The organism is Pseudomonas sp. B20(2017), from assembly GCF_002113125.1.
Classification (GTDB): Bacteria; Pseudomonadota; Gammaproteobacteria; order Pseudomonadales; family Pseudomonadaceae; genus Aquipseudomonas.
On record NZ_NEJP01000019.1, the window covers coordinates 94,327 to 115,451 of the forward strand.

Consider the following 21,125-nt stretch of genomic DNA (forward strand, 5'->3'; position numbering starts at 1 on the left):
ACAACAAAAACAACATTCGACGATGCACTTTGAGGACTACAACAATGATTATTTACGGTGTGGCGCTGCTGGCGATCTGTACGCTGGCAGGGGTGATCATGGGTGACCTGCTCGGCGTGCTGCTGGGGGTCAAATCCAACGTCGGCGGGGTCGGCATCGCCATGATCCTGTTGATCTGCGCGCGGTTGTGGATGCAGAAACGCGGCGGCATGACCAAGGATTGCGAGATGGGCGTCGGCTTCTGGGGCGCCATGTACATTCCGGTGGTGGTGGCGATGGCCGCACAACAGAACGTCGTCACCGCCCTGCACGGCGGCCCGGTGGCGGTACTGGCGGCAATCGGTTCGGTGGTGGTCTGTGGCTGCACGATTGCCCTGATCAGCCGCACCCACAAGGGCGAGCCATTGCCCGACGAGCCGGCGGAAATCTCCCCGGTTGGGACACCGGTAGGAGGTCGCTGACATGTGGGATCTCATTGAAAAAGGTCTGGAACACAACGGTCTGATCACCGCGTTCGCCTTCGTCGGCGTGATCATGTGGGTCTCGGTGATCCTCTCCAAACGCCTGACGTTCGGGCGGATTCACGGCTCGGCGATTGCCATCGTCATCGGTCTGGTGCTGGCCTGGGTCGGCGGGACGATGACGGGCGGGCAGAAGGGCCTGGCGGATCTGACGTTGTTCTCCGGCATCGGTCTGATGGGCGGCGCGATGCTGCGGGATTTCGCCATTGTCGCCACAGCATTTGAAGTGCAGGCGACCGAGGCGAAGAAGGCCGGGATGATTGGCGTGATTGCGCTGCTGCTGGGCACGATCCTGCCGTTCATTGTCGGCGCGTGCATGGCCTGGGCGTTCGGGTATCGCGATGCGGTGAGCATGACCACCATCGGCGCCGGTGCGGTGACTTACATTGTCGGCCCGGTGACCGGTGCGGCGATTGGCGCGACGTCGGATGTGATGGCGCTGTCGATTGCCACCGGGTTGATCAAGGCGATTCTGGTGATGGTCGGCACGCCGGTGGCGGCGCGCTGGATGGGCCTGGACAACCCGCGTTCGGCGATGGTGTTTGGCGGCCTGGCCGGGACGGTGAGCGGCGTGACGGCGGGGCTGGCGGCGACGGATCGGCGGCTGGTGCCTTATGGGGCATTGACCGCGACCTTCCACACCGGACTTGGGTGCCTGCTTGGGCCTTCGCTGCTGTTCTTCATCGTTCGCGGGATTGTGGGCTAGGTTCGGATTTTGAGTTGTCCGGGCTGACGCTTTCGCGAGCAGGCTCGCTCCCACATTTGGAATGCATTTCCCTGTGGGAGCGAGCTTGCTCGCGAAGGGCGCGACGGGGTGTCAGGTCTGGCGATTGGCATACATCCGACACTCCGCCAACAACGCCAGCAAATTCGGATCCCGCTCCTTGGCCTTCAAAAACACCACGCCAATGTGTTGCTGCAACCGGTACTTTTCCTGCAACGGAATCAGCTTCACCCGATTCTCGTACACCGCCGCAATCCTTCCCGGCAGCAACGCATAACCCACCCCCGAGCTGACCATGCTCAGCAGGGTGAAGATGTCGTTGACCTGCATCGCCACCTTCGGCTCGAACCCCGCCTGCCTGAACACCCGGATACCGTCCTGATGGGTGGCGAAGCCTTGGGTGAGGGTGATGAAGGTTTCATCGCGCACCTCCGCCAGATCCACTTCGCTGCGTTGGGCGAAGCGCGAATCGGCCGGGGTGGCGAGGAAGATGTCGTCAGAGAACAGCGGAATCTGCTCGCAGTCCGGGTCGTTGACGGTGTCGTCCAGCGACACCAGGATCGCGTCGACTTCCATGTTTTTCAGCTTGTAGAGCAGGTCGATGTTCGAACCGAGGATCAGGTCGATGTTGAGTTCGCTGCGGCGGATCTTCAGGCCCATGATCAATTGCGGCACGGTCTTCACCGTCAGTGAATACAGCGAACCGAGCTTGAAGCGTTCGGCCGAGAACCCGGCGGCTTCGCGGGTCAGGCGCACGCTTTCGACCACGTCCTGAATCAGCTTCTGCGCCCGCTCTTCGAGCACGTAGGCGCTTTCCAGCGGCGTCAGGTTGCGCCCTTCGTGCTTGAACAACGGGCAGCGCAGGGCGCTTTCCAGCGAATGGATCGCGCGGTGCACGCTGACGTTGCTGGTCTGCAACTCGGCGGCGGCGCGCGCGAGGTTGCCGGTACGCATGAAGGCGAGGAACACCTCGAGTTTTTTCAGGGTCAATTCTTCGTCGATCAGCATGGCGCGGACTCTTCTTGGTATCGCTCGATTGTGCCCAAATATCAGGACAGGCGCAGGCCCGCGTTTAACGGAAACATTGCGCTTTTACGCTCAAGGCCCGAGCCTTGCGCGCTGCGGTAAATGAAATCGAGGTGTGCGACACATGTATCACGGAGAACGATTGAACGCCTGGACGCATCTGGTCGGGGCGGTGGCGGCGTTTGTCGGGGCGATCTGGCTGGTGGTGATCGCCAGTTTCGACGGCAGTCCCTGGAAGATCGTCAGCGTGGCGATCTACGGTTTTACCCTGCTGGTGCTCTACAGCGCATCGACCGTGTACCACAGCGTGCGCGGGCGCAAGAAAGCGATCATGAAGAAGGTCGATCACTTTTCGATCTACCTGTTGATCGCCGGCAGTTACACGCCATTTTGCCTGGTGACCCTGCGTGGGCCGTGGGGCTGGACGCTGTTCGGGATCGTTTGGGGGCTGGCGCTGATCGGCATCCTGCAAGAGATCAAGCCGCGCTCCGAGGCGCGGATCCTGTCGATCGTGATCTACGCGGTGATGGGCTGGATCGTGCTGGTGGCGGTCAAGCCGCTGATCGCGGCGCTGGGCGGTGCCGGGTTTGCCTGGCTGGCGTCGGGTGGCGTGCTGTACACCGTGGGGATCATCTTTTTTGCCCTCGACCATCGGTTGCGGCATGCCCACGGGATCTGGCATCTGTTCGTGATCGCCGGGAGCCTGCTGCACTTTGTGGCGATTCTGTTTTACGTCCTTTAACCAGGGTTATCCACAATTCATTGTGGGAGCGGGCTTGCTCGCGAATGCGTCGGCTCAGACAACATCTATGTTGAATGACGCACCGCATTCGCGAGCAAGCCCGCTCCCATATTAGATCTATGCAGGGGTCAGGTTGTTGAGTTGTTCGCCAGCGCGCTGACTGAAGATCTCCAGCAAATCATGCAGCGTATGCGGCGGTGGTTCGGTGGCGCGGGTCACGGCGTACAGCGTGATCGGCAATGGCGGCGCAAGTGGGCGAATCACGGTGCTGGTCGGCGAAGCACCGAGAGCGGTGAACGGATCGATCACCGCCACACCGGCGCCGGATTCCACCATCGCCCGCGCCAGTGAGTACGTCTGCACGGCGATCCGCACACGCGGCGGCGGTTCGACCGCTTCGAGATAACTATCGAGGCGGGCGGCCAATGGATCGGCGCTAGACAGGCCGATCAGCGGCGCCCCGGCCAGTGCCATCAGCGGCAACGGCTGACCGGCATCTTCCTCCGGCCAATAACTCTTTGGCGCCAGCGCCACCAGAACCCCCGAGGCCAATGCCTGCGCCTTCAGCCCCGGATGGTCCGGCAACTGCAACGTCAGGGCCACGTCCACTTCGCGCATCAGCAGGTTCTGCATCAGCTCGCGGCTGTGGGCGCTCGATAGTTCGCAGGCGATGTCCGGGAACTGCGCCGTCCATTGCTGGATTGCCGGCGGCAGCAACGACAGCGCCAGCGCCGGGGTCGCGCCGATCCGCAGGCTGTGGCCGGGTTCGCGGCGCAGGCTCTGGGCAAGACGCCGCACGCCTTGCAGGCTTTCCGTGACCTTGTCGACTTCGCGCTCCAGCTCAAGCGCTTCCGGGGTCGCCTGCAACTTGCCGCGCACCCGCAGAAACAATGGAAAGCCCAGTTGCTGCTCGGCGTGCTGCAGCACCTTGGTCACTGCCGGTTGCGAGACGTGCAGCAACTGCGCAGCGGCACTGACCGAGCCGGTCTGGCGGATGGCCTGGAAAATCTCGATGTGACGAAGGCGCATGACGATCCCATAACCTTTGTTTATAGGTCTGGCATCTTTATTCATTGTTCGGCGCCTGTCACCTCACCCTAACCTCGGCCTCGTCTTCAGATAGAAATAAGGACGGACATGGCTCAGCGTGTGTGCATCATCGGCGGCGGCGTGATCGGGTTGGCAACGGCCTGGGCGCTGGTGCGCGACGGCTTCGAGGTGACGGTGGTCGAGGCGCGGCAGTCGCTGGGCAGCGAAACCAGTTTCGCCAACGGCGGCCAGTTGTCTTACCGCTACGTCGCGCCGCTGGCCGATGCCGGCGTGCCGTTGCAGGCGATCGGCTGGATGCTGCGCGGAGACTCACCGCTCAAGCTGCGCCCGCGCCTGGACCCGGCGCAGTGGCGCTGGATGGCCTCGTTTCTCGCCGCGTGCCGCACCTCGGTCAACCGCGAAAACGCCGCGCATCTGCTGCGTCTGGCACTGTTCAGCCAGAGCACGCTGAAACGCTGGCGCGAGGACGACGGACTGACCGGTTTCAACTGGCGGCGCAACGGAAAACTGGTGACTTTCCGCAATGCCGCCAGCTTCGAGCATGCACGCAAGGGCCTGGCCGATCCGCAGCAACAGCAGGTGTTGTCCGCCGCCGAATGTGCGCAGCTTGAACCGGCACTGGCCGATGCGCCGTTTGTGGGCGCGATCTACACGCCGGATGAAGAAGTCGGTGACTGTCACGGATTCTGCCAGCAGTTGGCGGCGCGCTTGAAGGCGTCGGGCCGCTGCGAGTTTCGTCTCGGTCAGGCAGTCATCGGCATTCGCCACAGCCACGGCGCCGTCACGGCCATTGAGCTTGACGACGAAATTCTGCCGGTCGAGCAACTGGTAATCGCCGCCGGCCATCGCAGCCCGTTGCTGGCGCTGCCCGGCCTGCGCCTGCCGCTGTATCCGCTGAAGGGCTACAGCCTGACCGTGCCGATCGGCAGCGAGCATCGAGCACCGGACGTGAGCATCACCGACTACGACCGCAAGATCGTCTACGCGCGCATCGGCGAACAACTGCGCGTGGCGGCGATGGTCGACATCGTCGGTTTCGACCCGGCGGTGGACCCCGAGCGGTTGGCGCTGATCAGACGTCAGGCCCACGACACCTTTCCCGACGCTGGCAACTACGACGCGGCCGTGGAGTGGGCCGGCATGCGTCCGGCAACGCCCACCGGCGTTCCGCTGCTGGGCGCCACGGCGTATCGCAATCTGTGGCTCAACCTCGGCCACGGTGCGCTCGGTTTCACCCTGGCCTGCGGCAGCGGGCAGTTGCTCAGCGAACTGATCGGCCAGCAACGCACATCCATTGATCTGCACGGGTTCAATCCCCGTGCGGCGTGACGGTTTCTGCTAAAACACCCCACCCACAACGGAGAATAACAATGCAAAAAATCACGTTGCTCGGCTGCACTCTGGCGCTGGTTTTCGGCACTCAGGCGCAGGCCAATGAAGTGCCGCTGACCGGTACGCTCGGCAAGATCGCCAGCGCCAACAGCATCACCCTGGGGTATCGCGATGCGTCGGTGCCGTTCTCGTACGTGGGCGATCACACCGGGCAGCCGATGGGGTATTCGGTGGAGCTGGCGGGCAGGATTGTCGAGCGCATCAAGCAGCAACTGGCGCTGCCGGAGCTGAAGGTGAAGTACAACCTGGTGACGTCGCAGACGCGGATTCCGCTGGTGCAGAACGGCACGGTCGACCTTGAATGCGGCTCCACCGGCGTTACGGCCGAGCGGCAGAAGCAGGTCGCGTTTTCCTACGGTTTCATCTACGTCAAAGGACAGTTGCTGACCGCCAAGGACAGCGGCATCCACAGCTTCGATGACCTGCGCGGCAAGAACGTGGTGACTACCGCCGGCACCACCAACGAGCGTTATCTGAAGAGCTACAACCTCGACCACAAACTGAACATGTTCGTCATCAGCGCCAAGGATCACGGCGAGGCGTTCCAGATGCTGCAATCGGGGCGTGCGGCAGCGTTCTACATGGACGATGCGCTGCTCTACGGCGAGCGAGCCAAGGCGCGGGACCCGCACAACTGGGTTGTGGTGGGGGAGGAGCAATCGCGGGAAATCTACAGCTGCATGGTGCGCAAGGATGATCCGCAATTCCTCGCGCTGGTCAACGGTGTGCTGGCCGACCTGTACAGCTCGGGGGAGATCAACGGGATCTACCGCAAGTGGTTCGAACAACCGATCCCGCCGAAGGGCCTGAACCTTGAGTTCCCGATGACCAGCGAACTCAAGGCAATCATCGCCAGACCGATCAGTGATCCGGTGCAATAACGGTCAGATCGAGGTGCTGCCATTCGCCAGCCTGCTGGCTCCCACATTGGATTTGGGTGTTCGCGATTTTGTGTGCACCGCAGATCATCTGTGGGAGCCAGCCTGCTGGCGATGGCGTCTTAGAAATCGCCCCACAGTTGCTGTGCCACCGCCAGCGCCACAACCGGCGCGGTCTCGGTACGCAGCACACGCGGGCCGAGGCGGGCGGCGTGGAAACCGTTGGCCTTGGCTTGCTCGACTTCGGCGTCAGACAAGCCGCCTTCAGGGCCGATCAGGAACGCCAGCGTCGATGGTTTGGCGTGGCTCACCAGCGGCTCGGCCACCGGGTGCAGCACCAGTTTCAGTTCGGCTTCGGTCTGCTTCAGCCAGTCGGACAGTAGCATCGGCGGATGAATCACCGGCACTCGCGAACGACCGCATTGCTCGCAAGCGCTGATCGCCACCTGGCGCCAGTGCAGCAGGCGTTTGTCGGCGCGTTCGTCCTTGAGGCGGACTTCGCAGCGTTCGCTGAAGATCGGGGTGATTTCAGTCACGCCCAGTTCGGTGGCTTTCTGGATCGCCCAGTCCATCCGCTCGCCCCTGGACAGACCCTGGCCGAGATGGATTTGCAACGGCGATTCGACCTGGCCGGCGAGCTGCTCGTCGATCTGCACCACCACGCGTTTCTTGCCGACTTCCACCAGCGATCCGCGAAATTCATGGCCGGAGCCGTCGAACATCTGCACCGCATCGCCCTCGGCCATGCGCAGCACGCGGCTGATGTAATGCGCCTGAGCTTCCGGCAGTTCGTGTTCGCCGGTGCTGAGCGGGGCGTCGATAAAGAAGCGGGACAGTCTCATGGTGGTTCTCTGAAAAGATGTGAATCAGTTGGATCGGAGTCGACTTCATTCGCGAGCAAGCTCGCTCCCACATTTAGAATGCACTTCGCTGTGGGAGCGAGCTTGCTCGCGAAAGAGGCAGTCCAGGCACTGCAAATCTCAAGTAAGCCGAATCAGCCCGGATCACGGAATCCAGGATGGAAATCCTTCGGCACCGCCACGCTGATGCTGTCACGAGTGGCGATGTCGATGCCTTCGCTGGCAACTTCGGCGAGGAAGTCGATCTGCTCCGGGGTGATTACGTACGGCGGCAGGAAATACACCACGCTGCCCAGCGGACGCAGCAACGCGCCACGCTCCAGCGCATGCTGGAACACCTTCAGGCCGCGACGTTCCTGCCATGGATAGGCTTCTTTCGATGCCTTGTCCTTGACCATCTCGATCGCCAGCACCATGCCGGTCTGACGGACTTCCGAAACATTCGGATGATCCACCAGATGCGCGGTCGCCGACGCCATGCGCTGGGCCAACGCCCGGTTGTTTTCGATCACGTTGTCCTGCTCGAAAATATCCAGGGTTGCCAGCGCCGCCGCACACGCCAGCGGGTTGCCGGTGTAGCTGTGCGAATGCAGGAAGGCGCGCAGGGTCGGGTAATCGTCGTAGAACGCGCTGTACACCTCGTCGGTGGTCAGGCACGCCGCCAACGGCAGATAACCGCCGGTCAGGGCTTTCGACAGGCACAGGAAGTCCGGGCGGATGCCGGCCTGCTCGCAGGCGAACATGGTTCCGGTGCGGCCGAAGCCGACGGCGATTTCGTCGTGAATCAGATGCACGCCGTAGCGGTCGCAGGCCTCGCGCAGCAACTTGAGGTACACCGGGTGATACATGCGCATGCCGCCGGCGCCCTGGATCAGTGGCTCGACGATCACGGCAGCGACGCTGTCGTGGTTATCGGCCAGGGTCTGCTCCATCGCCGCGAACATGTTGCGTGAGTGTTCTTCCCAGCTCATGCCCTGCGGGCGCAGGTAGCAATCCGGGCTCGGCACCTTGAGGGTGTCCATCAGCAGCGCTTTATAGGTTTCGGTGAACAACGGCACGTCACCGACCGACATCGCCGCCATGGTTTCGCCGTGGTAGCTGTTGGTCAGGGTGACAAAGCGCTTCTTGTTCGGCTGGCCGCGGTTGAGCCAGTAGTGAAAGCTCATTTTCAGCGCGACTTCGATGCAGGACGAACCGTTATCGGCGTAGAACACTCGGTTCAGTCCTTCCGGCGTCATCTTCACCAGACGCTCGGACAGCTCGATCACCGGCTGATGGCTGAAACCGGCCAGGATCACGTGTTCCAGCTGATCGACCTGAGCCTTGATGCGCTGATTGATGCGCGGGTTGGCGTGGCCGAACACGTTGACCCACCAGGAGCTGACCGCATCCAGATAACGCTTGCCTTCGAAGTCTTCCAGCCAGACGCCTTCACCGCGCTTGATCGGGATCAGCGGCAGCTGTTCGTGGTCTTTCATCTGGGTGCAGGGATGCCACAGCACCGCGAGATCGCGTTGCATCCACTGGTTGTTCAGGCCCATGTTCAGTCTCCTCGAGGCGGCTCGCGTCAGGCGCGGGCAAACAATCGCGCAAGCCTATGCAATGCGTCGCGCCGGGACAACCCATTGTGTCGATTGAGCTACTTTGTATGGGCCGATAGACGTCGCTGGCGGCGTTTTGATGGCTGACGTATTCTTCGCGGTTCTTTGGGTCGTCTGACCCGCAAAACTGCATTTTCCTACGTGTTTTTCCGGAGTTCGCTGAATGTCTGTCGGTTGGCTGCGCGCCTGTGCGCTGGTGGTGTTGGGGCTGTTTAGCGTTACGGCGCTGGCCAAGGATAAAACCGCAATCGTGATCGGCGGCGGCCTGTCGGGCCTGACGGCGGCTTACGAACTGCAGAACAAGGGCTGGCAGGTCACGCTGCTCGAAGCCAAGCCAAGCCTGGGCGGTCGCTCGGGCATGGCCACCAGCGAGTGGATCGGCAACGACAAGACTCAACCGGTGCTGAACAAGTACGTATCGACCTTCAAGCTGAACACCACGCCAGCGCCTGAATTCGTACGGACTCCAGGTTATCTGATCGACGGCGAGTATTTCTCCGCCGCCGACCTGACCACCAAACAACCGGCCACGGCCGAAGCGCTCAAGCGCTACGAGAAAACCCTCGATGATCTGTCGCGCTCGATTGACGACCCGCAGAATCCAGCGGCGACCAATACGCTGCACGCGCTGGACCAGATCAACGTTTCGAGCTGGCTCGATAAACAGAACCTGCCGGCCACCGCGCGTCAGTTGATCAACCAGCAAATCCGCAGCCGCTACGATGAGCCGTCGCGCCTGTCGCTGTTGTACTTCGCACAGCAAAACCGTGTTTACCGCGGTGTATCCGACCGTGATCTGCGTGCCTCGCGCCTCGTGGGCGGCAGCCCGGTGCTGGCGCAGGCCTTCGTCAAACAGCTGAAAACCATCAAGACCAACTCGCCGGTTTCCTCCATCACCCAGGACAAGGACGGCGTGACCGTCAAGGTCGGCAGCGTTGGCTATCAGGCAGACTACGTCGTACTGGCCGTGCCATTGCGTGCCCTGAGCAAGATTCAACTGACCCCGGCGCTGGACGCCCAGCACCTGGCCGCAATCAAGGGCACCAACTACGGCTGGCGCGACCAGATCATGCTGAAGTTCAAGACGCCTGTGTGGGAAAGCAAAGCGCGGATGTCCGGCGAGATCTACAGCAACACCGGACTTGGCATGTTGTGGATCGAGCCGGCCCTGAAGGGCGGCGCGAACGTGGTGATCAACCTGTCCGGCGACAACGCCCGCGTCATGCAGGCCTTCGGCGACAAGCAGATGGTCGATCAGGTGCTGATCCGTCTGCACGCGTTTTATCCACAGGCCCGTGGCTCGTTCACCGGTTATGAAATCCGTCGCTACAGCACCGATCCATCGACCGGCGGTTCTTACCTCGCCTTCGGTCCTGGCCAGATCAGCAAATACTGGCGCCTGTGGGAGCGTCCGCTGCAACGCGTAGCGTTTGCCGGCGAACACACTGACACCTTGTACCCAGGCACCCTCGAAGGCGCACTGCGCACCGGCCAGCGCGCGGCCAGTCAGGTTGAAGACCTGGCGGCGGGCAAATCCTTCGAGCCGGCCAAGGTCGGCCCGGCCGCGGCCACCGCAGCAGCGGCGGGTGCAGCGGGTGCAGCCGTGGCGGCGAAGAAAGGCAACTTCTTCACCAACCTGTTCGGCGGTTCGGACGACGACAAGAAGCCAGAGCCAGTGAAAGCGCCTGAGCCGGCACCTGCTCCAGCCGCTCCAGCGCCTGCACCGACCCCGGCCCCTGCGCCAGCCCCGGTGGAAGCACCGAAGCCAGCAGCCCCGGTAAAAGCGGAGCCGGCGAAGAAAGCGGCAGCCAAGCCAGCAGCGAAGAAACCGGCGGCCAAGACCGAAGCGAAAAAACCTGCGGCCAAGCCTGCAGCGAAAAAAGCTGAACCGGCGAAGAAGCCAGCGGCCAAACCGGCGGCAACCACCGAGACCAAAGCGCAGTAAGGCTTTGCGGTGAATAAAAAAGCGCGGTTTTCAGGCCGCGCTTTTTTTTGCCTGAAAGATCGCCATCGCGAGCAGGCTCGTTCCCACATTCGACGGTGTTCCTTCAGCTGGAATGCAATCTCCTGTGGGAGCGAGCCTGCTCGCGATGGGATCGATACGGGCACTGAAATTTGAAGACCTGTCGGCTAACCTCCAGTCACACTTTTGTCTTTAATCTTTCCTTAACAACCCTGTTCAAGACTCTTGATCGTATTTCTCGATATTTCAAAGCAAAATTTTCCGCTTTAATTCGATAGATAACTCGCTAGTCTTGGTTCGCAGTTCTCACAGGATTTGGGCAATGCAGCTACGTAACTCTTCTTCGCGCTACGGTTGGGTCAGCATCTTCATGCACTGGGGCGTGGCGCTGGCGGTCTTTGGGCTGTTCGCGCTGGGCTTGTGGATGGTAGGGCTGGATTACTACAGCACCTGGCGCAAAGACGCGCCGGATCTGCACAAGAGCATCGGTCTGGTGCTGCTGGGTGTGATGGTGTTGCGGGTGTTGTGGCGATTTGTCAGTCCGCCGCCGCCGTCGCTGGAAAGCTACAGCCGCATGACGCGCCTCGGCGCCAAGTTCGGCCACGCGTTTCTGTACTTCGGTCTGTTTGCCGTGATGATTGCCGGTTACCTGATTTCCACCGCAGACGGTGTCGGGATCCCGGTGTTTGGCCTGTTTGAAGTTCCTGCACTGGTTTCCGGACTACCGGATCAGGCAGATACCGCCGGTGTGATTCATCTCTGGCTGGCATGGGCGCTGGTAATTTTTTCCGGCCTTCATGCGTTGGCAGCATTGAAGCACCACTTTATCGATCGTGATGCGACCCTGACGCGAATGCTGGGACGCAAAGCCTGATGTTCAACCTCGACTCCAAAGGAAAACAAAGCATGTTGAAAAAGACTCTGGCCGCTCTGGCAATCGGCTCTGCCGTCCTGTCCGCCAACGTGATGGCCGCTGACTACGTGGTTGACAAAGAAGGCCAGCACGCCTTCGTCGACTTCAAGATCAGCCACCTGGGCTATAGCTTCATCACCGGTACGTTCAAGGACATCAGCGGCAAGTTCAGCTTCGACGCTGCCAAGCCTGAAGACAGCAAGATCGAGTTCGACGTGAAGACCGCCAGCGTGTTCACCAACCACGCCGAGCGTGACAAGCACATCTCCAGCAAAGACTTCCTGGACGTGGGCAAATACGCTGATGCCAAGTTCGTCTCCACCAGCGTCAAATCCACCGGCAAGAACGCCGCTGGTAAAGACACGGCTGACGTGACCGGCGACCTGACCCTGCACGGCGTGACCAAGCCGATCGTGGTCAAGGCAACCTTCCTGGGTGAAGGCAAGGATCCATGGGGCGGCTACCGTGCCGGCTTCGAAGGCACCACCAGCATCAAGCGCTCTGATTTCGGCAAGATGATGGATCTGGGTCCACAGTCCGACAACGTCGACCTGTACATTTCGTTTGAAGGTGTCAAAGCGAAGTAATTTTCGCCAGACATACAAAAACGCCCCCGGTCTTGCGACCAGGGGCGTTTTTTATTGCCTGCAACATGCACACATCTCCTGTGGGAGCGAGCCTGCTTGCGAAAGCGTAGTGACAGCCAGTATCCACATTGAATGTGATGGCCTCTTCGCGAGCAGGCTCGCTCCCACACGGGGATGGCGTGCGTTGCTTATAAAAAATGCCCCGGCTCTTTCGAGCCGGGGCATTTTTCATTGCGGTTGAAAACTCAGCGATTGCGGGTCAGCAAGGCCGGTTTTTCACCGCGTGGGCGGCTTGGCAGTTGATCCAGCTGCTCAGGCGTCGGGAAGCGGTCGGCTTTCGATTCCTTGTGCATGATCTTCGGCCCGCTGCTGCGTGGGTTCTGCACGGCTGGTTCAGCGCGTTGTTGATCGTCACGGGCCGGGCGGCGGTTGCGCGAATTCTCATCGCGACGACCCTGACCGTCACGCGGGGCACCGTTGCGTGGGCCGTTGCGTTTGCCCGGCGGGGTGCCGGTGCTCGAACCATTGCTGTTGCGCGGGCCGTTCTGGCGACCCTGCGACTGACCGCCGCGTGGTGCGCCCGAACCGGCGCCCTGGCCCTGACCACCAGGACGGCGGCCACGACCACCGGCCGGAGCCTGCTTCGGCACGTAATCAACGCGGTTACCGAAGTTATCGATATCGTCGTCGAGGAATTCGTCCGGAGCGCGGTCAGCAGCGGCGCGTGGCGGCTGGCTTGGCTGGCGCTGTTCGCGGGCCGGGGTGCCTTCGCGGGGTTTTTGTTGACGGGCTGGACGCTCGCCACGCTCACCGCGTTCGCCGGCAGGTTTTTCCTTGCCCTTGTCTTTGCCTTTGTCTTTACGACCGCCGCCACCGCCGCCGCCATTCGGGCCGTCACCGCGTGGGCCGCGTGCATTGCGCGGGTTGCGCATGTCCGGACGTTCACGGGCTTCCGGCTTCTCGGCCTCGATGGTGCTGGCATCGAAGCCCATCAGGTCGCCGTCGGCGATTTTCTGCTTGGTCATGCGTTCGATGCTTTTCAGCAGTTTTTCTTCGTCCGGCGCGACCAGCGAGATCGCCTCGCCCGAACGACCGGCCCGGCCGGTACGGCCGATACGGTGCACGTAGTCTTCATCGACGTTCGGCAGTTCGAAGTTGACCACGTGTGGCAACTGGTCGATGTCCAGACCACGGGCCGCGATGTCGGTCGCCACCAGAATGCGCACCTGGTTGGCCTTGAAGTCGGCCAGGGCTTTGGTGCGGGCGTTCTGGCTCTTGTTGCCGTGGATCGCCACAGCCGGCAGGCCGTGCTTGTCCAGGTACTCGGCCAGACGGTTGGCGCCGTGCTTGGTGCGGGTGAACACCAGCACCTGTTCCCACGCGCCGGCGGTGATCAGGTGGGCCAGCAGCGCACGCTTGTGGCTGGCCGGCAGACGGAAGACCCGTTGCTCGATGCGCTCGACCGTGGTGTTCGGCGGCGTCACTTCGATGCGTTCCGGGTTGTGCAGCAGCTTGCCGGCGAGGTCGGTGATGTCTTTGGAGAAAGTCGCCGAGAACAGCAGGTTCTGGCGCTTGGCCGGCAGACGCGCGAGGACTTTCTTCACGTCGTGGACGAAGCCCATGTCGAGCATACGGTCGGCTTCGTCGAGCACGAGGATTTCAACGTGGGACAGATCGACGCTGCCCTGGCCGCACAGGTCGAGCAGACGACCCGGGCAGGCAACCAGCACGTCCACACCGCGGGACATGGCCTGAACCTGCGGGTTCATGCCGACGCCGCCGAAGATGCAGGCGCTGACGAATTTCAGGTCACGGGCGTAGATCTTGAAGCTGTCGTGCACCTGGGCCGCGAGTTCGCGGGTCGGGGTCAGCACCAGAACGCGCGGCTGGCGCGGGCCGTGACGCTGGGATTTGTCCGGGTGACCGTTGGGGAACAGTCGCTCCAGGATCGGAAGGGCGAAACCGCCGGTTTTACCGGTACCTGTCTGTGCCGCAACCATCAGGTCGCGACCTTGCAACACGGCGGGAATGGCCCGCTGTTGCACCGGAGTAGGCTCGGTATAGCCCGCGTCTTCGATAGCGCGGACCAAAGCCTCGGAGAGACCGAGGGAAGCAAAGGACATGAGTAATCCTGTTTCAGTTAGGGCTTGGCCCAATGGGAGTCTTGCCTGGCGCGAATGGCGTTTAAGGGGACGCAATCCCGTCCGGTCCTGCTGCGGTTCCGAAGGCACGTCCGGAGCGCTCGCGCGGGCTGAAAAGCTGCGCTGTAGCGGGTCGGGAGGCCTGTTACGGTTCCGGGCGTCCGGGCGTGAGCCTGGCGGGAACGCCGGAGTATAACAGAGCAATCACTGCGCGCTGCTTTCCTGCTGCTCAACGGTTTTGCCGCTGGCGGTGGCGCTGCCCAGCGGCGCCGTCAGGGCGGGGGCCGCGCCGTAGCGGGCGCTGAGCTCGGCATAGGCCGGTTCGCGCTTGAAACGCTTGAGTTCGGCGCCGAAGCGCTGCACGAGCAAATCCATCCCCGCATTGCGCCGCACGGCCAGAAACTGGCTCTGGCGGCTGATAACGGTCGGGTTTTCGGTGATCTGATCGCGGATATTCAATTCATCGAGCAAATGCTGACCCACGCGGCGATCAGTGATCAGCAGATCGATCCGCCCGCGCACCAGTTTGCCGAAGTTGGCTTCGTGGGTCGGGGCCGGCTCGCGGGTGAAGAGGGGTGATTCCCTGAAGTCCGGGCTGTAGAGATAGCCCGGTGACGTACCAATGGTCAGGCCTTTGAGATCTTCCAGCGAGCGAAAAGGATGCGGTCGGTCGTTGGCATAGAACATCACGAACTCGACATCCGACAGCGGCTCACTTGGATAGAGCAGCATGGTGTCGCGCTCGTCACTGTGGAAAATGTCCAGCGCGCCGTCGGCCTGGCCGGTTTCGAGCATCGACAGGCAGCGTTTCCACGGCAAAAACTGCCATTCGACTTCGATGCCCAGGCGCTTGAACACGATGGCGGTGGTTTCGTAGTCCAGTCCGAGGTTCTTGCCATCCTGTTCATAGACGTAAGGTGCCCACGGTTCGGTGACGATACGCAGCTTCTCGCCCCGAGCCGCAAAGCTCAGGCAAGCAAAAACCAGTAAGGCGAAGAACTGCGTGATCAAAGGCATGGCTTGAGATTACGACGAGAAACGGCAAAGAGCCAGAAACGGGCTGCAGAAGCTCTGTTTCGGGCGTTAAAAGCAAAAGATCGCAGCGGCGACAGCGTTTCAGGGCTGTCACGACTGCGATCTTCTGTTCTTGCAGTTACGTCTTTTAGCGCGGCAGCTTCAGGTTGTTCCAGATCGCCAGGCTCGGTTCGGCCTGGTTCATGGAATAGAAGTGCAGGCCGGGTGCGCCGCCTTGCAGCAGGCGTTCGCACATCTCGCTGACGACTTGTTCACCGAAGCGCTGAATGCTTTGGGCGTCATCGCCGTAGGCTTCCAGCTGCTTGCGGATCCAGCGCGGAATTTCCGCACCGCAGGCATCGGAGAAGCGCGCGAGTTTGCTGTAGTTGGTGATCGGCATGATCCCCGGCACCACCGGAATGTCCACGCCCAGCGCCTGCAAACGGTCGACAAAGTAGAAGTAGCTGTCGGCGTTGAAGAAGTACTGAGTGATCGCGCTGTCGGCGCCGGCACGGGCCTTGCGCACGAAGTTGGCGAGATCGTCTTCGTAGTTGCGCGCTTGCGGATGCATCTCCGGGTAGGCGGCGACTTCGATGTGAAAATGATTGCCGGTTTCTTCACGAATGAATTCAACCAGTTCATTGGCGTGACGCAGCTCGCCGCTGGTCATGCCCATGCCGGATGGCAGGTCACCGCGCAGGGCGACGATGCGCTTGATGCCGGCAGCCTTGTACTCGTTCAGCAGGCCGCGCAGGTCGTCCTTGCTGTCGCCGACGCACGACAGGTGCGGGGCGGCGGGGATTTTGACTTCGCTTTCCAGCTGCAGAACGGTGTTCAGCGTGCGGTCACGGGTCGAACCGCCCGCGCCGTAGGTGCAGGAAAAGAAATCAGGATTGTAGGTGGCCAGCTGACGGGCAGTGGCGAGCAGTTTTTCATGCCCAGCATCGGTCTTGGTCGGGAAGAACTCGAAGCTGTAGCGACGGTCTTGGGACATGGTCATACCCTTGGAAACAAGAACCTTCGAGGCGCTGCAATTCCATGTGGGAGCGGGCTTGCTCGCGAAAACGGTGAGTCAGACAACAATGGTGTTGAATGATAAACCGCCTTCGCGAGCAAGCTCGCTCCCACAGGAAGAGCGAGCAGTCAGCGCCTGTTAGTAGCGGTAAGCGTGCGGCTTGAACGGGCCTTCGACGGTCACGCCGATGTAGTCAGCCTGTTGCTTGGTCAGTTTGGTGACCACGCCGCCGAAGCCGCGAACCATTTCCAGGGCCACTTCTTCGTCGAGTTTCTTCGGCAGTACTTCAACGGTCAGGCGCTCGGCTTTCTGGGCTGGCGACAGGTCGGCGTACTTCTGGCCGAACAGGAAGATCTGCGCCAGAACCTGGTTGGCGAACGAACCGTCCATGATGCGGCTCGGGTGACCGGTGGCGTTGCCCAGGTTCACCAGACGGCCTTCGGCCAGCAGGATCAGGTAGTCGTCGTTCTGAGCGTCGAAAGCGCCCGGGCCGGTACGGTGGATCTTGTGTACCTGTGGCTTCACTTCTTCCCATGCCCAGTTCTTGCGCATGAAAGCGGTGTCGATTTCGTTGTCGAAGTGACCGATGTTGCAGACAACGGCGCGCTTCTTCAGGGCTTTAAGCATGTTTGAGTCGCAAACGTTGACGTTACCGGTGGTGGTCACGATCAGGTCGATCTTGCCCAGCAGCGCTTTGTCGATGCTCGCTTCGGTGCCGTCGTTGATACCGTCGATGAACGGCGAAACCAGTTCGAAACCGTCCATGCAGGCCTGCATGGCGCAGATCGGGTCGACTTCGGAGACTTTAACGATCATGCCTTCCTGACGCAGGGACTGGGCCGAGCCCTTGCCCACGTCACCGTAACCGATGACCAGCGCTTGCTTGCCGGACAGCAGGTGGTCGGTGCCACGCTTGATGGCGTCGTTCAGGCTGTGACGGCAGCCGTACTTGTTGTCGTTCTTGGACTTGGTTACCGAGTCGTTGACGTTGATGGCCGGGATCTTCAGTTCGCCCTTGGCCAGCATGTCCAGCAGACGGTGTACGCCGGTGGTGGTTTCTTCGGTCACGCCGTGAACACGGTCCAGAACCTGTGGGTATTTCTTGTGCAGCAGCTCGGTCAGGTCGCCGCCGTCGTCGAGGATCATGTTGGCGTCCCAAGGCTGGCCATCCTTCAGGATGGTCTGCTCCAGGCACCACTCGTACTCTTCTTCAGTCTCGCCTTTCCAGGCGAAAACCGGGATGCCGGCAGCGGCGATGGAAGCAGCGGCCTGATCCTGAGTCGAGAAAATGTTGCAGGACGACCAGCGCACTTCGGCACCCAGGGCAACCAGGGTTTCGATCAGCACGGCGGTCTGAATGGTCATGTGGATGCAGCCGAGGATTTTTGCGCCTTTCAAAGGCTGCTCGGAAGCGTACTTGCGGCGCAGACCCATCAGGGCCGGCATTTCCGACTCGGCGATGATGGTTTCGCGACGGCCCCAGGCAGCCAGGGACATGTCGGCAACTTTGTAATCGTTAAAATCTGCAGGCGTGATAACAGCGCTCATGAAGAGCCTCCATTCGTAATGTATGCGAATGGGCGCCGTTGTGCGTTTAGTGTCCGGCGCAAGCCGGCCAACGCCCCATCCGAGCCTGACAGGTTGAACCTGCTGCAGCGCCCCTCGGACAGGTGGCGGGAAAACGGTATCAAGTGAAGGTTACCGTTTTGAAACGGGGGCGATTATAGCCGTCTAGACTGATCTTCCAAAGGGTTTCTGTCGGCCGGATGAAGATCGCCAATCGCGACCATAGTAGAAGCCTCATGGAGCATGACCGCTCAGTCTGCCAAGATGGCGCCATCATTCGGCAAGACGCTCAGGAGTGAAGATGAATTTCCACACCCGCAAGTGGGTAAAACCCGAAGACCTCAACCCCAACGGCACCCTGTTCGGCGGCAGCCTGCTGCGCTGGATCGACGAAGAAGCGGCGATCTACGCGATCGTTCAACTGGGCAACCAGCGTGTGGTGACCAAGTACATTTCCGAAATCAACTTCGTCAGCGCTTCGCGCCAGGGCGACATCATCGAACTGGGCATCACCGCCACCGAGTTCGGCCGTACCTCGATCACCCTGACCTGCGAAGTGCGCAACAAGATCACCCGCAAAAGCATCCTGACCGTCGAGAAGATGGTCTTCGTCAACCTCGGCGAAGACGGCCTGCCGGCCCCGCACGGGCGGACCGAGATCAAGTACGTCAAAGACCAGTTCAAGGAAGACGAACTCGTCACCAAGTAATATCGGCGGTGCCCCCATCGCGAGCAAGCCCGCTCCCACATTAGACCGCGTGCTCCCCCGCAACTCGGTCAACTGTGGGAGCGGGCTTGCTCGCGAAAGCGGTTGTGCAGTCACCGAAGATTTATCTGGCTACTGAACAGCCATGAACCGCAGGGGTCGTAGCTAAAAGCCCCTCTACGGTTCCCACGCCATGACCACCCCAACAGACGGCAAGACCCCCGACCTCTCGGCCAAGGAACAACACGAAGTCGAGAAAAACCAGCCGCCCCGCGCGGCGGTCCTGCATGAAATCATCCGCAAACAGGGCGACCAGGAACTGGAGCGCAGCATCGCTGCACTGTGGTGGTCGGCGCTGGCGGCCGGGCTGACCATGGGCCTGTCGCTGATGGGCATGGGCCTGCTCAATTCGCGTCTGCCCGAGGGCGACGAATTCAAGGTGATCGCCAGCTTCGGCTACTGCGCAGGCTTTCTCGCAGTGATCCTCGCCCGCCAGCAACTGTTCACCGAAAACACCCTGACCGCCGTGCTGCCGGTGATGACTAAACCGACGATCCGCAACTTCGGCCGACTGATCCGACTCTGGACAGTCGTATTGTTCGGCAACCTGTGCGGCACGATTCTGGTGGCTTACGTGATGCTCGAACTGCCGATCTTCGACAGCAAGACCGACGAGGCCTTCCTCGAAATCGGCCGCAAGGTCATGGAGAACCACGCGAGTCAGATGTTCGCCAAGGGCATCGTTTCTGGCTGGATGATCGCCACCATGGTCTGGATGATTCCGTCCATGGAGAGCGCGAAGATGTGGATCATCATCCTCATCACCTATTTCATGGCGCTGGGCGATTTCACCCACATCGTGGTGGGGTCGGCGGAGGTGTCGTATCTGGTGTTTGCCGGCGAGCTGCCGTGGAGTGATTTCTGGGCGGTGTTTGCCGGACCGACCTTGGCGGGGAACATTATCGGCGGCAGTTTCATCTTTGCCCTGATCAGTCATGCGCAGATCCGCAGTGAAAGCGGTGCGCCGAAAGAAACGGATGCGCCGAAGGAATCTGCGGACCAGGCCGAAAAGCCCGATCCGCAGCGGATCAAGAAATGATCAATGGTGCGCGGGCTCGGCAGCGGTCGCCGGCTCGTCGCGCGTTGCATGCTTGACCAGTTTGCCGATGGTCAGGCCCTGCAACAGGATCGACGACAGCACCACGATGTAAGTGATGCTCAGCAGCAGATCGCGCTCCGGGCCCAGCGGCAGGGCGAGGGCCAACGCCACCGAAACACCGCCGCGCAAACCACCCCAGGTCAGGATCCGGATCGTGCCGCGCGGCACCGTACGCCAGCGTCGCAACAGAACAATGGCCGGGGCCACGGTGAGCAGGCGCGACAGCAGAATCGCCAGCGCCAGCAGGCTTGCCGCTGCCACGTGCAGCCAGTTGAACGGCAGCAGCAACAGCTCCATCCCGATCAGCGCGAACAGCAGGGCGTTGAGCATGTCGTCGAGCAATTCCCAGAAACCATCCAGGTATTTGCGCGTCATGTCGTTCATCGCCAGGTTGCGACCTAGGTTACCGATGATCAGACCGGCGACCACCATCGCAATCGGCGCCGAGACGTGCAGCTCGGTGGCCATCGCCGAACCGCCGATCACCAGTGCCAGGGTCAGCATGACTTCGATCTGGTGCTGTTCGATGCTCTTGATCATCAGATACACCAGATAACCGATCAGCCCGCCGAACAGCACGCCGCCGATGGCTTCATGGGCAAACAGCATGGCTGTGGCGCCGACGGTCGGGGTTTCGCCCAGTTGCGCGATGCCCAGCAGCACGGTGAACACCACCACGGCGGTGCCGTCGTTGAACAGCGATTCGCCGACGATGGTGGTTTTCAACGGCTTCGAGGCGTTGGCGGTACGCAGCACGCCGAGTACCGCAATCGGGTCGGTCGGGGAAATCAGTGCGCCGAACAACAGGCAGTAGAGGAAGCTCACGTGCCAGCCGAACAGGGCAAAAATGTAATAGGCGAGGCTGCCGATCACGGCGGTGGCGATCAGTACGCCGAAGGTCGCCAGCAGGCCGATTGGCCAGCGGTAGTTGCGCAGGTCGTTCAGGTTGACGTGCAAGGCGCCGGCGAACAGCAGGAACGACAGCATCCAGTTCATCAGCAGATCGCCGAAGTCGATCTGGCCGATCAGTTGCTGCACGCGCTCTTCAAGACCGGGGTAACCGAGCAGGCTCAGGCCTTGCAGCAACAGGGAAAACATCAGTGCGGTAACCATCACGCCGATGGTCGGGGGCAGGCCGATGAAGCGGAAATTGACGAAGGTGAGGAGGGTGGTGAGGCAGATGAAAGCGGCGACGAGTTCAAGCATCCGGGGTCCTTTGGATGGGGGGTGAAAGACAGCGCGCCCATTCATGGACGCAAGGGTTGGA

The 21,125-nt window shown here is 61.3% G+C and carries 19 protein-coding genes and 1 riboswitch; of the genes, 10 read left to right on the forward strand and 9 right to left on the reverse strand.

Going from position 1 to position 21,125, the window contains the following annotated elements; translation table 11 throughout:
* Window positions 1–44 precede the first annotated feature (44 nt).
* Window positions 45–461: a malonate transporter subunit MadL gene (gene madL / locus CAF63_RS24225; protein WP_007953315.1), complete on the forward strand. Its 417-nt coding sequence runs from the start codon at window positions 45–47 to the stop codon at window positions 459–461.
* A 1-nt stretch (window position 462) separates the two neighbouring features.
* Window positions 463–1,227, forward strand: coding sequence for a malonate transporter subunit MadM (gene madM, locus CAF63_RS24230; RefSeq protein ID WP_085689643.1), 765 nt, complete (start codon window positions 463–465; stop codon window positions 1,225–1,227).
* Window positions 1,228–1,338: 111 nt separating this feature from the next.
* On the opposite strand, the gene CAF63_RS24235 is transcribed toward madM, so the two are convergent.
* Window positions 1,339–2,253, reverse strand: coding sequence for a LysR substrate-binding domain-containing protein (locus CAF63_RS24235; RefSeq protein ID WP_085689645.1), 915 nt, complete (start codon window positions 2,251–2,253; stop codon window positions 1,339–1,341).
* 142 nt (window positions 2,254–2,395) lie between these two features.
* On the opposite strand from CAF63_RS24235, the gene CAF63_RS24240 reads away from it, so the two are divergent.
* Window positions 2,396–3,013 carry a hemolysin III family protein gene (locus tag CAF63_RS24240; protein ID WP_085689647.1) on the forward strand — a complete coding sequence of 206 codons (618 nt, stop codon included), beginning with the start codon at window positions 2,396–2,398 and terminating at the stop codon, window positions 3,011–3,013.
* Between the two features lie 117 nt (window positions 3,014–3,130).
* On the opposite strand, the gene CAF63_RS24245 is transcribed toward CAF63_RS24240, so the two are convergent.
* Window positions 3,131–4,042 carry a LysR family transcriptional regulator gene (locus tag CAF63_RS24245; protein ID WP_085689649.1) on the reverse strand — a complete coding sequence of 304 codons (912 nt, stop codon included), beginning with the start codon at window positions 4,040–4,042 and terminating at the stop codon, window positions 3,131–3,133.
* 108 nt (window positions 4,043–4,150) lie between these two features.
* On the opposite strand from CAF63_RS24245, the gene CAF63_RS24250 reads away from it, so the two are divergent.
* Window positions 4,151–5,392: a D-amino acid dehydrogenase gene (locus CAF63_RS24250; RefSeq protein ID WP_085689651.1), complete on the forward strand. Its 1,242-nt coding sequence runs from the start codon at window positions 4,151–4,153 to the stop codon at window positions 5,390–5,392.
* 41 nt (window positions 5,393–5,433) lie between these two features.
* A complete protein-coding gene (locus tag CAF63_RS24255; protein ID WP_085689653.1) occupies window positions 5,434–6,336 on the forward strand; it encodes a transporter substrate-binding domain-containing protein in 903 nt (300 codons plus the stop codon).
* A 119-nt stretch (window positions 6,337–6,455) separates the two neighbouring features.
* Here the strand turns inward: CAF63_RS24255 and CAF63_RS24260 are convergent, their stop codons facing one another.
* Together CAF63_RS24260 and CAF63_RS24265 are read right to left on the reverse strand one after the other, a co-directional pair.
* Window positions 6,456–7,175, reverse strand: a complete 720-nt coding sequence (locus tag CAF63_RS24260; RefSeq protein WP_085689655.1) for a 16S rRNA (uracil(1498)-N(3))-methyltransferase — start codon at window positions 7,173–7,175, stop codon at window positions 6,456–6,458.
* Window positions 7,176–7,327: 152 nt separating this feature from the next.
* Window positions 7,328–8,734: an adenosylmethionine--8-amino-7-oxononanoate transaminase gene (locus tag CAF63_RS24265; RefSeq protein ID WP_085689657.1), complete on the reverse strand. Its 1,407-nt coding sequence runs from the start codon at window positions 8,732–8,734 to the stop codon at window positions 7,328–7,330.
* A 223-nt stretch (window positions 8,735–8,957) separates the two neighbouring features.
* Here CAF63_RS24265 and CAF63_RS24270 point away from each other — a divergent pair, with 223 nt between their 5' ends.
* The 3 genes from CAF63_RS24270 (at window position 8,958) to CAF63_RS24280 (ending at window position 12,257) form a co-directional block, all read left to right on the forward strand.
* Complete coding sequence (locus tag CAF63_RS24270) at window positions 8,958–10,739, forward strand: flavin monoamine oxidase family protein (protein WP_085689660.1); 1,782 nt, start codon at window positions 8,958–8,960, stop codon at window positions 10,737–10,739.
* A gap of 340 nt (window positions 10,740–11,079) precedes the next feature.
* The gene (locus tag CAF63_RS24275) at window positions 11,080–11,631 is read left to right on the forward strand and encodes a cytochrome b (RefSeq protein WP_085689662.1); all 552 of its coding nucleotides are present in this window, start codon (window positions 11,080–11,082) and stop codon (window positions 11,629–11,631) included.
* A gap of 32 nt (window positions 11,632–11,663) precedes the next feature.
* Window positions 11,664–12,257 carry a YceI family protein gene (locus CAF63_RS24280; protein WP_085689664.1) on the forward strand — a complete coding sequence of 198 codons (594 nt, stop codon included), beginning with the start codon at window positions 11,664–11,666 and terminating at the stop codon, window positions 12,255–12,257.
* A gap of 245 nt (window positions 12,258–12,502) precedes the next feature.
* Here CAF63_RS24280 and CAF63_RS24285 read toward each other — a convergent pair whose 3' ends face one another.
* From CAF63_RS24285 to ahcY, 4 genes are all read right to left on the reverse strand, one after another.
* Window positions 12,503–14,380, reverse strand: a complete 1,878-nt coding sequence (locus CAF63_RS24285) for a DEAD/DEAH box helicase (protein WP_085689666.1) — start codon at window positions 14,378–14,380, stop codon at window positions 12,503–12,505.
* Window positions 14,381–14,602: 222 nt separating this feature from the next.
* Window positions 14,603–15,415, reverse strand: coding sequence for an ABC transporter substrate-binding protein (locus CAF63_RS24290; RefSeq protein ID WP_085689668.1), 813 nt, complete (start codon window positions 15,413–15,415; stop codon window positions 14,603–14,605).
* A 145-nt stretch (window positions 15,416–15,560) separates the two neighbouring features.
* Complete coding sequence (gene metF, locus CAF63_RS24295; RefSeq protein WP_085689670.1) at window positions 15,561–16,406, reverse strand: methylenetetrahydrofolate reductase [NAD(P)H]; 846 nt, start codon at window positions 16,404–16,406, stop codon at window positions 15,561–15,563.
* A 159-nt stretch (window positions 16,407–16,565) separates the two neighbouring features.
* Window positions 16,566–17,975, reverse strand: a complete 1,410-nt coding sequence (gene ahcY, locus CAF63_RS24300; RefSeq protein WP_085689672.1) for an adenosylhomocysteinase — start codon at window positions 17,973–17,975, stop codon at window positions 16,566–16,568.
* Window positions 17,976–17,998: 23 nt separating this feature from the next.
* A riboswitch (S-adenosyl-L-homocysteine riboswitch) is annotated at window positions 17,999–18,097 on the reverse strand.
* Between the two features lie 197 nt (window positions 18,098–18,294).
* On the opposite strand from ahcY, the gene CAF63_RS24305 reads away from it, so the two are divergent.
* Entirely contained in the window at window positions 18,295–18,702 is a 408-nt protein-coding gene (locus tag CAF63_RS24305) for an acyl-CoA thioesterase (protein WP_003229043.1), read from the forward strand.
* 190 nt (window positions 18,703–18,892) lie between these two features.
* Window positions 18,893–19,798: a formate/nitrite transporter family protein gene (locus CAF63_RS24310; RefSeq protein WP_085689674.1), complete on the forward strand. Its 906-nt coding sequence runs from the start codon at window positions 18,893–18,895 to the stop codon at window positions 19,796–19,798.
* Here CAF63_RS24310 and CAF63_RS24315 read toward each other — a convergent pair whose 3' ends face one another.
* The gene (locus CAF63_RS24315; RefSeq protein ID WP_085689676.1) at window positions 19,799–21,064 is read right to left on the reverse strand and encodes a sodium:proton antiporter; all 1,266 of its coding nucleotides are present in this window, start codon (window positions 21,062–21,064) and stop codon (window positions 19,799–19,801) included.
* Between the last annotated feature and the right edge of the window lie 61 nt (window positions 21,065–21,125).

What these genes read in the sequence shown, in the direction of transcription:
- madL (WP_007953315.1), top strand. Translation starts at nt 45, where the DNA reads ATGATTATTTACGGTGTGGCGCTGCTGGCGATCTGTACGCTGGCAGGG.
- madM (WP_085689643.1), top strand. Translation starts at nt 463, where the DNA reads ATGTGGGATCTCATTGAAAAAGGTCTGGAACACAACGGTCTGATCACC.
- CAF63_RS24235 (WP_085689645.1), bottom strand. Translation starts at nt 2,253, where the DNA reads ATGCTGATCGACGAAGAATTGACCCTGAAAAAACTCGAGGTGTTCCTC.
- CAF63_RS24240 (WP_085689647.1), top strand. Translation starts at nt 2,396, where the DNA reads ATGTATCACGGAGAACGATTGAACGCCTGGACGCATCTGGTCGGGGCG.
- CAF63_RS24245 (WP_085689649.1), bottom strand. Translation starts at nt 4,042, where the DNA reads ATGCGCCTTCGTCACATCGAGATTTTCCAGGCCATCCGCCAGACCGGC.
- CAF63_RS24250 (WP_085689651.1), top strand. Translation starts at nt 4,151, where the DNA reads ATGGCTCAGCGTGTGTGCATCATCGGCGGCGGCGTGATCGGGTTGGCA.
- CAF63_RS24255 (WP_085689653.1), top strand. Translation starts at nt 5,434, where the DNA reads ATGCAAAAAATCACGTTGCTCGGCTGCACTCTGGCGCTGGTTTTCGGC.
- CAF63_RS24260 (WP_085689655.1), bottom strand. Translation starts at nt 7,175, where the DNA reads ATGAGACTGTCCCGCTTCTTTATCGACGCCCCGCTCAGCACCGGCGAA.
- CAF63_RS24265 (WP_085689657.1), bottom strand. Translation starts at nt 8,734, where the DNA reads ATGGGCCTGAACAACCAGTGGATGCAACGCGATCTCGCGGTGCTGTGG.
- CAF63_RS24270 (WP_085689660.1), top strand. Translation starts at nt 8,958, where the DNA reads ATGTCTGTCGGTTGGCTGCGCGCCTGTGCGCTGGTGGTGTTGGGGCTG.
- CAF63_RS24275 (WP_085689662.1), top strand. Translation starts at nt 11,080, where the DNA reads ATGCAGCTACGTAACTCTTCTTCGCGCTACGGTTGGGTCAGCATCTTC.
- CAF63_RS24280 (WP_085689664.1), top strand. Translation starts at nt 11,664, where the DNA reads ATGTTGAAAAAGACTCTGGCCGCTCTGGCAATCGGCTCTGCCGTCCTG.
- CAF63_RS24285 (WP_085689666.1), bottom strand. Translation starts at nt 14,380, where the DNA reads ATGTCCTTTGCTTCCCTCGGTCTCTCCGAGGCTTTGGTCCGCGCTATC.
- CAF63_RS24290 (WP_085689668.1), bottom strand. Translation starts at nt 15,415, where the DNA reads ATGCCTTTGATCACGCAGTTCTTCGCCTTACTGGTTTTTGCTTGCCTG.
- metF (WP_085689670.1), bottom strand. Translation starts at nt 16,406, where the DNA reads ATGTCCCAAGACCGTCGCTACAGCTTCGAGTTCTTCCCGACCAAGACC.
- ahcY (WP_085689672.1), bottom strand. Translation starts at nt 17,975, where the DNA reads ATGAGCGCTGTTATCACGCCTGCAGATTTTAACGATTACAAAGTTGCC.
- CAF63_RS24305 (WP_003229043.1), top strand. Translation starts at nt 18,295, where the DNA reads ATGAATTTCCACACCCGCAAGTGGGTAAAACCCGAAGACCTCAACCCC.
- CAF63_RS24310 (WP_085689674.1), top strand. Translation starts at nt 18,893, where the DNA reads ATGACCACCCCAACAGACGGCAAGACCCCCGACCTCTCGGCCAAGGAA.
- CAF63_RS24315 (WP_085689676.1), bottom strand. Translation starts at nt 21,064, where the DNA reads ATGCTTGAACTCGTCGCCGCTTTCATCTGCCTCACCACCCTCCTCACC.